The sequence below is a fragment of the Metabacillus malikii genome (genome assembly GCF_030813355.1).
Lineage (GTDB): Bacteria > Bacillota > Bacilli > Bacillales > Bacillaceae > Metabacillus > Metabacillus malikii.
In genome coordinates, this window is sequence record NZ_JAUSUD010000026.1 from 32667 (window position 1) to 47006 (window position 14340).

Sequence of the window (14340 nt, forward strand, 5' to 3'; positions counted from 1 at the left end):
GAAAGGGAAATGCTATGACACACAATACGTTAACACATGAATTAAATTTAAAAGAAGAACGGAAGAAAGCGGAAACCTTTTGGATGGAAAAGTTATCAGGAGATTTGGAGTTTAGTAGTTTTCCACCTGATTTAGAAACGGGGAACGGGGATCGAATCGCTGCTATTTCGATCCCAATTTCAAGAGAGGTAAGCGATAGCATCAACAAAATCAGTAACCATTCAGATTGGGGAACATTTGTCATGTTAGTGACATCCCTAAATGTGATTCTGCAGAAATACAATCGAAGTGATGACATCTTAGTAGGGAGTACTGGATTAAAATCGGGCGCTGACGATCCTCTCTTATTCAGAAATACCGTCACAACTGACATGACGTGGAAAGAGCTTCTAATCCAGGTAACCAAGACCATCAAAGAAGCGGTACATCATCAGCATGGGGATGTTGCGTCGATACTATCATCAATGGACTTGCTTTCACCCAATACTAGGGAAGTAGCGTATCCCGTGCTTATTCATTTTGACAATCTCAGTAAGAAGGAAAATAAAAGCACTACAAATGCCTTAATAAACTTCTGTTTTTCAAAAAATGAAGATGGACAGATCACGGGAGAAATCATTTATCAAGACGCTTATAGCGGTGATTTTATCCGTCAGTTAGCAGAACAATTTGTTACGATTATCGAAGAGCTCACTCAGCACCCTGAACGTAAGATTGGGGAGCTGCAATTAATTTCTGAAAGTGAAAAGGATAAATTACTACATGATTTTAATAGAACTTACATGGATGTCGGTCATAAAAAACTACTTCATGAATGGGTAGAGGAAATCGTCCAAAAAAGTCCTGATCAAGTGGCGATTGTATTCGAAGATAAAGAGATTACATATCGTGACCTGAATTCAAGAGCCAATGAGTTGGGAGCGTTTCTGCGTAAAAAAGGAGTCACGCCAAATACGTTTGTGGGAATTATGATCAGTCCCGGAATTGAAATGGCGATCGGACTATTAGCCATCATGAAGGCTGGGGGTGCTTATGTACCAATCGATCCGAAGTATCCTTCAGAACGGAAAGAAGTCATCATTCAAGATAGTAGGTTAACCTTTCTTTTAAAAGAAACAACGGATCGATCAAAACTAGACTTCAATGGAGAAATCATTGACTTAGAATATTTACAGAAGAATAGTAGTGAAGCAGAGAACTTAGTTCATGTTAATCGTGCGGATGACTTGGCATACTGTATTTATACATCCGGTACGACCGGCAAACCAAAAGGGGTCATGATTCAGCATAAAAGTATTACGAATAACATTATTTGGAGAAAAAACGAATACAAGCTATGCGAGCAAGACTGTGTTTTACAGCTTTTTTCTTTTTCGTTTGATGGATTTGTGACAAGCTTCTTTACGCCATTTGTGTCAGGTGCACAAATTATACTTGTAAAAAATGATGATGTTAAAAATCCTCCTTATTTATACAAACTTATTAAATCGCATCGAATCACTCATTTTATAAGTACACCATCGTTATTTAATAGTTTATTGGATGAGATAAAACCTGAAGAATTACTAAGTTTAAAAATCATTACCTTAGCGGGTGAGGAAGTTAAAAAAGATCTTTTGAAAAAAAGTAAAGAAAAATTAACAAACGTCGAAATCGCCAATGAATATGGCCCGACTGAGAATAGTGTCGTGACGACAATTTGCCGAAATGTAACATCGGATTCTAAGATTACGATTGGGAAGCCAATTGCCAATAATTGTGTGTATATTCTCGATAAAGAACAGAAATTACTCCCGATTGGCGTGCCTGGAGAGCTATGTATATCAGGTGCTTCGCTTGCCAAAGGGTATGTGAATAATCCAACATTAACAGATGAAAAAATGGTACCTAATCCATTTAAGCCTAATCGTGTCATGTACAAAACAGGGGATTTGGCACGATGGCTTCCTGATGGAACGCTAGAATACTTGGGAAGAGTAGACGAACAAGTGAAAATTAGGGGATTCCGTATTGAACTAAAAGAAATTGAACTTCATGTAAAAGACTATGAAGGGATTCAGGATGTCTTAGTGACAGCTTTGAAGGATGCAAATGAATCAAGTAGCTTATGCGCATATTATATTGCATCAAACGAGCTGTCAGTATCAGAATTACGAGACTTTCTTGAAAAAAGACTACCTGATTACATGATTCCTAGTTACTTTGTGAAAGTGGACGAATTTCCGCTTACGATCAATGGCAAGATCGATAAGAAATCACTGCCAGACCCGAAACAAATGATAAACGAGGAACTCACGTATCAGGCCCCTCAGAATGATTTAGAAGCAAGATTAATCTCCATCTGGTGCGAAATTCTTGGTTCGGAAGAAGGAAAAATTGGAAGATCCGATAACCTGTTTCATTTAGGAATGCATTCATTAAGGATTGCCTCATTTGTATCTAAAATTTACAGGGAATTTGAAGTCTCGATTCCGATCCATATTATGTTTGAGTTATCCACTGTGAAGAAACAGGCTGCCTATATCTCGCAGATAAAAAGGGAAGAAATATACGGAATTGAAAAAGTGGATGAAAAAGATGAATATCCACTGTCTTCTGCACAGAAACGAATTTTTATGATTCAGGCACTGAACCAAGACCAAATTAGTTATAATATGTCGAAAGCCATCGTAATCGATGGACCCCTTGAGACAGAAAGGGTTCAATACGCATTTAACATGTTAATGAAAAGGCATGAAGCATTGAGAACTTCCTTTCAAGTAAAGGATGGAGAACCTATTCAAGTCGTTCATGATGAAGTATTCATTAACATGGGGGTTTCACAGTTAGAAGACCGAACAATAGAAGAATTCGTGGCTGATTTTGTCCAGCCCTTTGATTTATCCCGTGATCCGTTACTACGAGTCAAACTGGTCAAACTGGAGGAAAACAAACACTTACTGCTCATTGATATTCATCATATTGTATCGGACGGGCAATCGGTACAACTACTGGTGAATGAATTTGTCCAATTATATGAAGGAAAAGAATTATCAGAGCCTGCCCTTCAATATAAGGATTATGCGTCATGGCAGAATGAATTTTTAGAATCTGAAGAATTAAAGAGACAGGAACAATATTGGCTGAATCAATATGAGGGTGGATATCCTGTTCTGCAATTGCCGACAGACTTTACAAGACCACCTGTCAAGGAAACAAGGGGGGATAGTCTTTCTGTACATATCGAAACAGCTTTAACAAGTGACCTGCATCAATTGGCTGCTAAACGAGGAACGACCCTGTTCATGCTCTTGTTAGCTGCGTACAATGTCTTATTATCTAAGTATTCCAATCAAGAAGATATTATCGTAGGAACGCCCATTTCCGGGAGAAATCATCATGATGTCGAGAATATGATGGGGATGTTTGTGAACACCCTTGCCTTACGTAATTTCCCTAATAAAGGCAAAACATTTTTAGACTTTTTGGATTTGGTCAAACAATCGACGTTAGCAGCAATTGAAAATCAAGATTATCCATTCGAACTTTTAGTAGAGAAATTAAAAGTTCAGCGTGACACGAGTCGTAATCCATTGTTTGATACGATGTTTACTTTACAAGAGTCCAGTTATTCTCAGGTAGAGATGGAAGGATTGCATCTATCAACGGTGGACATCGAATCAAACTCTTCCAAGTTCGATCTGTCCTTATTCGTATCAGAAGGAAAAGATGGGTTGGAAGTACAATTTGAGTACCGTACATCGTTATTTAAAAAAGAAAGTATCGAACGGTTAAGCCAACACTTTATTAAGATTTTAAACACCATTGCCGCATCACCCCAGTTAAAGCTAGCGGACATTGATATGGTCATGGAGGAAGAAAAGAAAGTACTTCTTTATGACTTTAATCAAACGAAACAGGTCGTTCCGGATCATGTATTACTACACCAATGGTTTGAGAAACAAGCGGAGAGAACTCCTAATTCTACAGCGCTTATGTTTAATGGCTGTAAAATGACCTATCAAGAATTAAATGAACAGGCCAATCAACTCGCAAGAAAACTGAGAAAACAGGGGGTAAAAGAAGAAGTACTCGTAAGTGTCGTCATGGAACGCTCGTTTGAAATGGTAAAGAGTATTTTAGCCATCTTAAAAGCTGGAGGCGCCTTTGTACCGATTGATCCTCATCATCCTAGTAAGAGAATTGAAACCATCATCAAAGATAGTCAATCAGGTGTGGTATTAACACAAGACAAGTTTCAAAATCAACTTTATTCATACCATGATCACGTGATCGTGGTGAGTGACCGGAAAGATCCGAAAGAAGACGTGACGAATTTATTCCCAGTCAATCGACCAGAGAACGTAGCATATGTCATCTATACATCGGGTTCGACAGGAAAGCCTAAGGGAGTTATGATCGAACATCAACAGGTGTTAAATACGTTAGTCGGCTTACAGCGAAGATTCCCTCTCACAGAAGAGGATGCTTACCTGTTCAAAACACCTTTTATCTTTGATGTGTCCGTTTCAGAATTATTAGGTTGGTTCTTTGCAGGAGGAAGACTTGTCATCTTAGAAGCCGGATTGGAAAAAGACCCTGTTGAACTGTATAAGGTGATGGTACAAGAGCGGATTACCCATGTTAATTTTGTGCCTTCTCTGTTGCAAGCCTTTATTGATGTGATGTCGAAACAACAATTGCAAGAATTAACTAATCTGACCTATGTATTTGTGGCAGGAGAGGCCTTGTCGCCAAAACTGGCGAAGTCAGCAAAATCATTATTGCCTCATACCCGTATCTTTAATCTATATGGCCCGACAGAAGCCAGTATCTATAGTACAGGATACGAGTTGGATGACCATCTTGAAGCATCGAACGTACCAATTGGAAAACCACTTGATAATACGGAAGCATATATCTTAAATGAAGAAGGACATTTACAGCCAGTAGGAATTCCTGGTGAATTGTGCATATCCGGTCAAGGGGTGGCAAGAGGATACCATAATGATGAGAAGAAAACCAAGGAAATGTTCATCCCTCATCCTTACAAAAAAGACTCAGTACTATATAAAACGGGGGATTTAGTCAGATGGTTGCCGTATGGAAATATTGAATACCTCGGCAGAACAGACCTTCAAGTGAAGATCAGGGGATACCGTGTGGAAATAGGGGAGATTGAATATTGTATCCTGCAGCGTGAGGAAGTTCGTGAGGTAGTCGTCGTCTCTCGTGAGGATGTCCAAGGAAATAAATATTTATGTGCCTACATCGTGGTAGATAAAGAATGGAGCCAAAAGGAATGGCATGACTATTTGATGGAGAAGATCCCAGACTATATGATTCCTGCTTATTTTGTCCATTTAGACAAAATGCCGCTATCACCAAATGGCAAAGTAGACCGCAAAAGATTACCCGATGTAGAACCGACTATATTCGATGACCAGGAGTTTGTAGCTCCACAAAATGAAACGGAAGAACAATTAGTGCAAATCTGGTCAGAAGTATTAGGAATTGAAGTCAGTCGAATTGGAGTGACTCATAACTTCTTCGAGTTAGGTGGCCACTCTATATCGTTATTAAAAGCTTTATCAAAAATGTATTTCCAAGGCTGGAATCTTACAGCGAAAGACCTGTATACGACACCGACCATCAGAAGTTTAGCCGAAAAGGTAACGACAGCCCAACAGTCCGTGGACGAAGTCTATCAACCTGCAGAGATACTTAATATATCACCGAATAATCGACAGACTTTGCCTAGTGGAAAGCGTAGTACCCTTCAACATGTATTGGTAACGGGTGCTACCGGATTTCTTGGCATTCATCTTATGAAAGATTTACTACAGAATACCAATGTCCATATTTATTGTTTGGTTCGTGGGCCATTTGCGGAAAAACGCTTGATTCAGAAAGTGGAATTATATTTCAAAGATACAGATTTCATGAAAACATGGAATGATGTGAAAAATCAATTACACATTATTGAAGGCGATATTACGAAAGATCATCTAGGTTTGTCGACAAAGGATTTTACCGATCTAGGTAATAAGATTGATACCGTCATCCATGCAGCAGCTATTGTGAAACACTATGGAAATGAAACAGAATTTAATACCATCAATGTGAAGGGAACGGGTAGGATCATCGATTTCTGTTTCAATCACAGCGCTCATCTCCATTATGTTTCAACGATTAGTATTTCAGGCAATCGTACAATGAATCCAAAACAAAGGATTTTTACGGAAAATCATCTGTCTATTCAACAGGATATTTTTAACAATGTGTATATAAAAAGTAAATTTGAAGCTGAAGCACGGATCATCGAGGCACAAAAAGCCGGATTGCAAGTGAGTATTTATCGTGTTGGTAACTTAATGGGAAGATTAGCAGACGGAGTATTCCAAGAGAATATAGAGGAAAATGCATTCTATCGAAAAGTGAAATTTTTAATGGATTATAAAGTGATCCCAGATCCTCTTCTACACCAATCTATTGAATTAACACCAGTCGATATCTGTAGTAAAGCCATAGTTCAAATTATGCAAACGGTGGAATCAGATCGTAATGTGTTCCATCTATTTAATCACAACGTGATGAAAATGGATGAGATATTGGCAATCTTACACTCATTAGGAATCAAGGTCACAATCCTGCCTGAAGAGAAGTTTCGGGAATGGATCAGCCAAGAATTCCAACATAATCAGAATGACTTATTATCAACAATGATTCCGGAGTTAGTAAAAGTGGAATCCGAACCGTATCAGTGGGAAGTTGAAATAGATTCCTCTTTTACAAGAAGATACCTAGAGAAATTAGATTTTGTTGAGTATCCAAACATAGAAACCAACTATATTGAAAAGCTTCTTGAACATATGAAAAAGGTTGGGTATATCAACTAAAAGAAATCACCAATGGTTGGCAAGGATAGGAGCGGCGCGGAATCTCCCATCCTCCACCTGAAAGGAGAGTTCAACATGATTGTTCCTTTACGCGAAGGATATGATAAAGAACGATTACTGATAGGTGGGAAAGCAAAAAATCTATCGAAAATGATGAAGGCAGGAATAGAGGTCCCAGACGGTTTTATTATCACTTCCGATGCCTTATCTCACTTTATCAAAACGCATCACTTGGCTGAACAAATCGATTATTTAATACAAACAGAGGAAAACCCCAATCAAAAGATTCAACAATGTTTTCTATCTCATGAAATGCCAAGTGACTTAGAAAAAGAAATACGGAGTGCCTATGATGCCTTGCGATCATCGTCAGGTGGATCCCATGTTTCGGTAAGATCGTCAGCAGCTGCAGAGGATTTACAGCATCAATCATTCGCTGGACAATACGAAACCTATTTAAACATCGGAAGCTATGATCATTTAGTGGAGAGTATAAAAAAATGTTGGGTTTCGATCTGGTCGGATCAGGCACTCCGTTATGTACAACATGCTGAAATGAATAGCAAAAGTTCCAAAATAAGTATCTTGGTGCAGGTTATGATACAGGCAGATATTTCTGGTGTTGCTTTTAGTGTGAATCCAATAACCTCCGATTCTGATGAGGTTGTAATCAATTGCAGTTATGGCTTGGGAGAATCCGTTGTTTCAGGTCTGGTCACGCCAGATATGTTTATTGTGTCAAAACTGAATCACGATGTAATACATAGGGAATTAGGGGATAAAGAGTGTAAGATCATCGGAACTGCAGAAGGGATTGAGGAAGTTCCGACATCCCAACAAGAAAGTTCATCGTTTTGTGTGAACGAAGAACAATTGAAAAAACTGACCGAGATCGTTCAGGAGATTGAAGATTATTATCAATATCCAGTTGATATCGAATTTGGGATCAGGAATGACGACATTTATGTGCTGCAAACGAGGCCGATCACTACTTTAAAGGAGGTTACTGAAGTTGACTAATACATTAATAGAACAAGACTTTTTATTATCGAAAGAGGATATGGACAGCGCATTTTGGATACAAGACGATGTCCATTTTCCTAAACCATTATCACCGCTTTTTACATCCCTCATTATGCCTGCTATGGGTCATGGAACAAAGGTATGCTATGAAAGAATGAAGATGCAAATTAAAAGAGTCGATGTAAAATCTTTAAACGGTTACTACTATCAATCTATAGTTCCTGCAGATAAGGAAGAGTATGATCCTGAAGAACATAAATCACTTATGTTAAAACTAATTCCAAATGTAAGTAGCAAATTAGATGAATATGTGGAGAGTGTGTTCAAACCGTTCTATACGAAACTCTCTTCCTTTCAAACAACAGATACATCCATACCCATGATCTTAGAGGCAGTGAATGAATTAGAACAATTCTTTTTCAAAGCATGGGAAATCCATTATGAGGTGCTAACCCCAAAACAAGCAGCTGGTTGGATTTTAGAAGAGATGTACGCTCAATTAGTACAGGCTGAAGATAAGTCAGTCCTTTATGATGTATTGAGCGGACCCATGAATAAAACGTTAGAGACCGATAAAGCCATTTGGGAATTATCAAGAAAAGTAAAACATTCAAAGGAACTAACTCATTTATTTGAAGTGACGGAAATCGAAAGCCTTCCAGAACAACTATCCAGACTGGAAGCAGGACAGGGATTTCTTGCCAGTTTACAACAAGTCATGAATGAATGTGGGTATAGAAGCGCTAATTTTCATGATTTCATGGAAGAGACCTGGGTCGAAAATCCTGTATATATTCTTGGAATTGTCAAAACATATATGGATATCAATTTTGACTTTAACAAAAAATTACAGGAACGTTCTACGAAAAGAAGTCAATTATATAACGAATTATTATCAAAGATACCAGATAGTCCTAAAAAGCAGGAGTTTATCCAGATGATGGATACCGCATTAAAGATTTGGCATATTGAAGAAGACCATCATTTTTATATTGATGCGATGCTTCCAGCCAAATCGAGATTTTTCTTCCTTGAAGTGGGTCGTTATTTAGTTGAAAAACAAATCCTTTCAGATCAACATGATATTTTCTATATGTATCTAAATGACCTTAAAACACTATTGGCTCAACCAGATGAAGATGTAAAAGTATTGATTGAAAAAAGAAAAAAAGAGCATCAGAAGAATATGAAAAGTATACCGGTCCCATTTGTAGGGGATCTGTCCAAATTGGGCAATGCGATGGAGCTGGAAAAAATAGTTGGTTTTCCACAAGAACCGATTAATAAGTTGGAGAAATCGTTTAAAGGTGCAGCTGCCTCTAAAGGTATGTATAAAGGTAAGGTTAAATTGATTCATTCACAAGAAGAATTTCATCTAGTTAATCATGGAGATGTGTTAGTAAGTAAAACGAACACACCCGCTTGGACGGTCCTTTTTCCAATTGTCGGCGCTATTATAACGGATAGTGGAGGTGTTTTATCACATGCTGGAATTGTGGCAAGGGAGTACGGGGTTCCTGCCGTATTAGGGACGAAAGTAGCGACTTCTACCCTTAAAACAGGAGATGAGGTCATTGTTGATGGAACAAACGGTGTGATATACTTTAATCGTTAAGAGGAGTGACGATATGCAGAAGATGAGGCTCTATTGCCTACCATATGCTGGGGGATCGTCTTACGTATTTAGTAAATGGATTAGGAATTTGCATCCAGATATTGAGTTAGTCCCGATAGAATATCCGGGCAGGGGTAGAAGGATACTTGAACCTCTCATTTCTAATTCAGAAGAATTAGTAAATGATATTTTTGAAAATATAAAAGATGGGCTTGATGATTTACCGTACATCCTATTAGGCCATAGTATGGGAAGTCTATTAGCTTATGAACTAGTATACAAGATTTTGAAATCTAATAATAAAGGGCCAACTTTCATAATTTTCTCTGGGACGGATCCGCTAAAATGTCGAGAGAAGAAAATCATTTCAACGTTACCACATGAGGAGTTCGTACAAGAAGTTCTTGCCATGGGAGGTACACCTAAAGAAGTTTTTTCCAATAAAGAGATGGCTGAAATTTATATTCCTATTTTAAGAAGTGATTTCCAGTTAGTTGAATCTTACAGGGCAGGAGAATACCAGCCATTAGATATCGATCTTTTCGTATTTTATGGAAAGAATGATTATTCTACCGATTTGACTATCTTGAATGAGTGGAAATTTTATACAACAAAGTCATGTCATTTTTCTGAGTTTGAAGGCGGCCATTTTTTTATCCACGACAATGAAAGAGAAGTTATAGAAGAAATCAATCAATTGGTCGTAAAATTACAAACAGTATGATAAACGGGGTTTTTACATAAAATCTACCTTACATGATGAACATGGATTCATATCGCTTACTAGTTTCTTGAGCACTAGATCACAAAATGGGAACACGATCAGCAGATTTTACTAAATCCCCGCTAATCGATGTTTCATTTAAAGAGATTTTTAGTTTTATTTATTTGGAGGTTTCATGTCACAAATTATAGCGATAAAAGTACCTCAGGAAATGAAAGAGGACTATTATAAACATTTACTTAGCCTGGTTTCAATAGGAAAAAGAGAAAAATTAAGTCGATTTCGTCATAAGAGAGATGCTTACAGAAGCTTGCTAGGTGATTGCTTAGTCCGCCACTATTTATGGGATCACTTTTCCATCTCGAATGATCATATTTGCTTTATTTTGAATCAATATGGAAAACCAGGGATTGATTTAGATGTTCCTTTCTATTTTAACATCTCTCATTCTGGAGACTGGGTAGTTTGTCTTTTTGCTACTCAGGATGTAGGTGTGGATATTGAGAAACGGGATAAGGTAGACCTTGATGTAGCTAAACGCTTTTTTAGTCTTATAGAGTACGAAGATCTGATGGCTTTACAGGAACCGATAAGAACGAAGTATTTTTTTGATTTATGGACTTTAAAGGAAAGTTATATAAAATGTATAGGCACTGGATTACAAACTCCATTACATTCTTTTTCTGTAAGGATCCAGGAGTCTGCTATCTCTTTTACGATGAAAGAAAGTCTATTGCGCACAAATGTAACATTTAAGTTGTATGATTTTGATTCCAAATATAGTTTGGCTGCTTGTGCCACTTCGAAATTACCAGAAAGTGTGGACGTTATTACCTTAGAAAAGCTGTTTAGTAAAGTGATGGAAAACGGTATAAAAAATAACATGAAATCATGATGAATACATGTATCGGTATTTGTGAAAGGAGGGGTACATTATGAGCAAGCTTGTTGAGCTCAAACAGATTAGTAAAGAATACGGAAATAAAAAAGTTCTGCATGATATTTCGTTAACCATTGAGGAGAATCAAGTTATTGCTGTTCTAGGCGGGAATGGTTCAGGGAAAAGCACGATTTTACGAATAATATCTGGTTTAGAACGGCCTAGTTCCGGAAAAGTGGTATATACAAATAAAGGCTTTAGAATTGGATACGTACCTGATCGATTTCCTAAAATGCTTCGATTTACACCTGGCGAATATTTGCATTATGTGGGAAGAATTGGTGGTATTTCCGAAGAGGATCTAAACAAAAGAATTCCCAATTTGCTTCGTCGTTTTCAATTGGAGGAAATGAACCATAAATGGATTATGCACCTATCTAAAGGAAATATCCAAAAAGTTGGGATTATCCAAGCGATCATACAAAAACCCGATTTGTTCATTTTAGACGAGCCTGTATCTGGTCTTGATATCCATGCACAGCAAGAACTAGTAACGGTTATAAAGGAATTAAAAGAGCAGGGGGGTACGATTCTATTAACCTATCACGAATCTCATATGTTTGATGATGTCATAGAAACTACTTATTATTTAAATCAGGGTGTAATTTCAAAAACTAATACGTTAGTATATGAACAAATAAAATTAGTAGAAGTAAAACGGATAGAGGAGTCAATCGTTAAAGGGTGGAATGAGGTCCTGCATATCGAAAATAAAGAAAATAGTTTATTACTTTATGTTGGGTTAGAAAACAGTGACACCATTCTATCCAGGGTCCTGCAATTACAAGGAAGCATTGATCGTGTATCAACCATAGTAGTCGATGAGAATGATCAAATAGGTAAATAAAAAATCCTTTTGAATCACTGTTGACTCATCATCATGGTCTGTCGTACAGAAGGAGTGATTGTTTTGAAAGAACTTATTAAGTATAGTTTGCACGATTATATCCGTTCCTATAAATATTTCCCGCCTGTTTCAACCTATTTTATTTTCATTGTTATTTTTTATACATATAAACCTAATCCAGTTATTGGTAGTTATGCGGTAACGGCATTAATTTTATACATCGTATCCGCCTGGCTGTGTATAAGCATTTTATCACTGGATTCGTCTGTACAAAAACAATTGATGATTCTTCATATGAAAAGTGGAAACCGTTACTATCTTTCTAAATTAATGTCAGTGTGGCTTGTTGCAATGGTTCTGACAGTGTATGCATTCCTATATCCTATTATTTTTGATATGTTCAAGGAACCTGTTACGTTATCTACTGGTTTAGTTTCATTGGCTAATCATAGTTTATTAGCAACTTTAGGTATTTGTGTAGCAAGCTTATTTAGTAAAGGCTTAATGGATAACCAAGTCAATTCCTATGGCGGGCTTTCACTTATCGTCACCCTTTCAATAGCAGCTTTAGGAATTTATAATTATTTACCGCCATCCTTTAAAAACATAGTTTGGATCCTCCCACCGGCAGTGATTACACAAAATCCGTTAGGTGATTGGAGTGGTGAAAGCATCTCAGAACTAACGATATTTCCTTTTATCTGGATCATCATTTACTCGGTTTTATTAGTCATGTTGTTTTTAAAGCTAGCAAAACTAAAATAATCCATGTTGAAGTTTGATAAACATATATAAGGAGGGAAACGATTGGAGCAAAAGAAAAAAATATATAGTCGATGAAGTTTATTCCTGGATATAATCACTGGTAGTTCAGTTATAATACTTTTGTCATTCGTAGTTTCTTGTTCTCGCCTTCGGTTGTTTTGGGAGAATCTATGTTACCTACATTTGAAAATCATGACAGAGTAATTGTTAGTAAATTTTCTGATATTCAACATTTCGATATTATCGTATTTGATGCGCCAGATGCCAATGAGTATTATATTAAGCGGGTAATTGGTTTGCCAGGAGATACGGTTGAAGAAAAAGATGAAGTCCTTTATATTAATGGAAGTCCAACGGAGGAATTCAATTTTAGAGAAAGGGGATCATACATTTGGTAAGATAATGGGTGACTTTACTCTAGAAGAAGTAACGGGTGAAACAAGAGTCCCTGAAGGATCATTATTTGTGTTGGGCGATAATCGCTTAAATAGTAAGGATAGTCGAGCTTTTGGATTTTTACATGATGAAGCGGTTATCGGTGAAGTAGAATTAGGAATGCCCAGAATAATGGTGTTCCTTTTTCAAAGAGAGATGCCCATCGTGTCCGCTCATGAGCAACTTACCCTTGTTCATAGATTCCCATTGTAATCGTTCTCTTCAAATTTTTTACCAAAAGAAGAATGGATCAACACGGAAAGCTATGTATCGAATGTTCATAATTCTCCAAAAATAAGAGGGAAGTAGCCAGGGTAAGGCCGATTGAGGCTATTTCGATCCCCAAAAATTGAAGTTGATGAAGCAATAAATATTTCAATTTAAGTGTGAGGATAATTTATTTTGTATTTTAGAAATGGTTTCGTCTCTGAATCTGCTAACATTTTGCTAACGCAACCCCATAAAAAACGGTAAATCCCCGTTAAAGATGTTACAACCAAAAACATCCAAAGTGTTGATTTACCGCACTTTTGTACCTAATTTTAACAATATCACACTCTAGCAGACTACGGGCGGCATGATGTAATAGCTTTAAAACATTGGCATAACAGTATTTTGTGGAGAATCCTTCACATTAGACACCGAGAAAACCATCGATATTATAAAATATAAAAAGAGTTCTGTTGAGTTATTATCAAGATGGTTTCCCCAAAAAGTTAGAGTTTTATTATGCAGCTGATTGGCTGGATTGAGTTCGGTATTAACAGGGCTCAGTTCAGTCAATTTTTCTTTTGATCGTTCATTGTTATACCAGTATATATATTCTTCTTTTTAAATCTTCATAGCTTACTAGTTTTTCCCCATAATACATTTCTTGCTTTAAAATGCCAAAGAAATTCACCATCGAGGCATTATTTGCGCATGTTGCTTTCCGTGTCATTCTTTGGAATATCTTATTCTTCTTTATTGTTTTTACCCATTTGTTGTGCTGGTATGCCATCCTTGATTTGAATGGATGGTCGTACGGTAGGTTGCGTGATTTTTATGAACTCTATTGTTTCCTCTAAGGGTTCCATGACGAGATCCAACGTTGGGCGTTTCGATTCCAAGCGC

The 14340-nt window shown here is 37.2% G+C and carries 10 protein-coding genes and 1 pseudogene; 9 read left to right on the forward strand and 2 right to left on the reverse strand.

From position 1 onward, the window contains the following. Nucleotides 1–14: 14 nt before the first annotated feature. The 9 genes from J2S19_RS19640 (at nucleotide 15) to lepB (J2S19_RS19680) (ending at nucleotide 13440) form a co-directional block, all read left to right on the forward strand. Nucleotides 15–6878: a non-ribosomal peptide synthetase gene (locus tag J2S19_RS19640; protein ID WP_307345414.1), complete on the forward strand. Its 6864-nt coding sequence runs from the start codon at nucleotides 15–17 to the stop codon at nucleotides 6876–6878. A 75-nt stretch (nucleotides 6879–6953) separates the two neighbouring features. Further along, on the forward strand, nucleotides 6954–7898 hold the full coding sequence (locus J2S19_RS19645) for a PEP/pyruvate-binding domain-containing protein (RefSeq protein WP_307345417.1): 945 nt from the start codon (nucleotides 6954–6956) through the stop codon (nucleotides 7896–7898). Further along, nucleotides 7891–9516: a PEP-utilizing enzyme gene (locus tag J2S19_RS19650; protein WP_307345420.1), complete on the forward strand. Its 1626-nt coding sequence runs from the start codon at nucleotides 7891–7893 to the stop codon at nucleotides 9514–9516. The genes J2S19_RS19645 and J2S19_RS19650 overlap by 8 nt, the downstream gene beginning before the upstream one ends. Before the next feature lie 13 nt (nucleotides 9517–9529). After that, nucleotides 9530–10240, forward strand: a complete 711-nt coding sequence (locus J2S19_RS19655; RefSeq protein WP_307345423.1) for a thioesterase II family protein — start codon at nucleotides 9530–9532, stop codon at nucleotides 10238–10240. 175 nt (nucleotides 10241–10415) lie between these two features. Next, on the forward strand, nucleotides 10416–11135 hold the full coding sequence (locus J2S19_RS19660) for a 4'-phosphopantetheinyl transferase family protein (RefSeq protein ID WP_307345427.1): 720 nt from the start codon (nucleotides 10416–10418) through the stop codon (nucleotides 11133–11135). 40 nt (nucleotides 11136–11175) lie between these two features. Then, complete coding sequence (locus J2S19_RS19665) at nucleotides 11176–12027, forward strand: ABC transporter ATP-binding protein (RefSeq protein ID WP_307345431.1); 852 nt, start codon at nucleotides 11176–11178, stop codon at nucleotides 12025–12027. Nucleotides 12028–12090: 63 nt separating this feature from the next. Beyond that, on the forward strand, nucleotides 12091–12792 hold the full coding sequence (locus J2S19_RS19670) for a hypothetical protein (RefSeq protein WP_307345434.1): 702 nt from the start codon (nucleotides 12091–12093) through the stop codon (nucleotides 12790–12792). Nucleotides 12793–12962: 170 nt separating this feature from the next. After that, nucleotides 12963–13190 carry a signal peptidase I gene (gene lepB / locus J2S19_RS19675; RefSeq protein ID WP_307345438.1) on the forward strand — a complete coding sequence of 76 codons (228 nt, stop codon included), beginning with the start codon at nucleotides 12963–12965 and terminating at the stop codon, nucleotides 13188–13190. Beyond that, complete coding sequence (lepB, locus tag J2S19_RS19680; RefSeq protein ID WP_307345440.1) at nucleotides 13105–13440, forward strand: signal peptidase I; 336 nt, start codon at nucleotides 13105–13107, stop codon at nucleotides 13438–13440. The genes lepB (J2S19_RS19675) and lepB (J2S19_RS19680) overlap by 86 nt, the downstream gene beginning before the upstream one ends. A 378-nt stretch (nucleotides 13441–13818) precedes the next feature. Here lepB (J2S19_RS19680) and J2S19_RS23755 read toward each other — a convergent pair. After that, nucleotides 13819–14055 (reverse strand): annotated as a pseudogene (locus J2S19_RS23755) (IS3 family transposase); the annotation flags it as partial. A gap of 125 nt (nucleotides 14056–14180) precedes the next feature. Then, a complete protein-coding gene (locus J2S19_RS19685) occupies nucleotides 14181–14336 on the reverse strand; it encodes a hypothetical protein (protein WP_307345443.1) in 156 nt (51 codons plus the stop codon). Nucleotides 14337–14340: the final 4 nt, after the last annotated feature.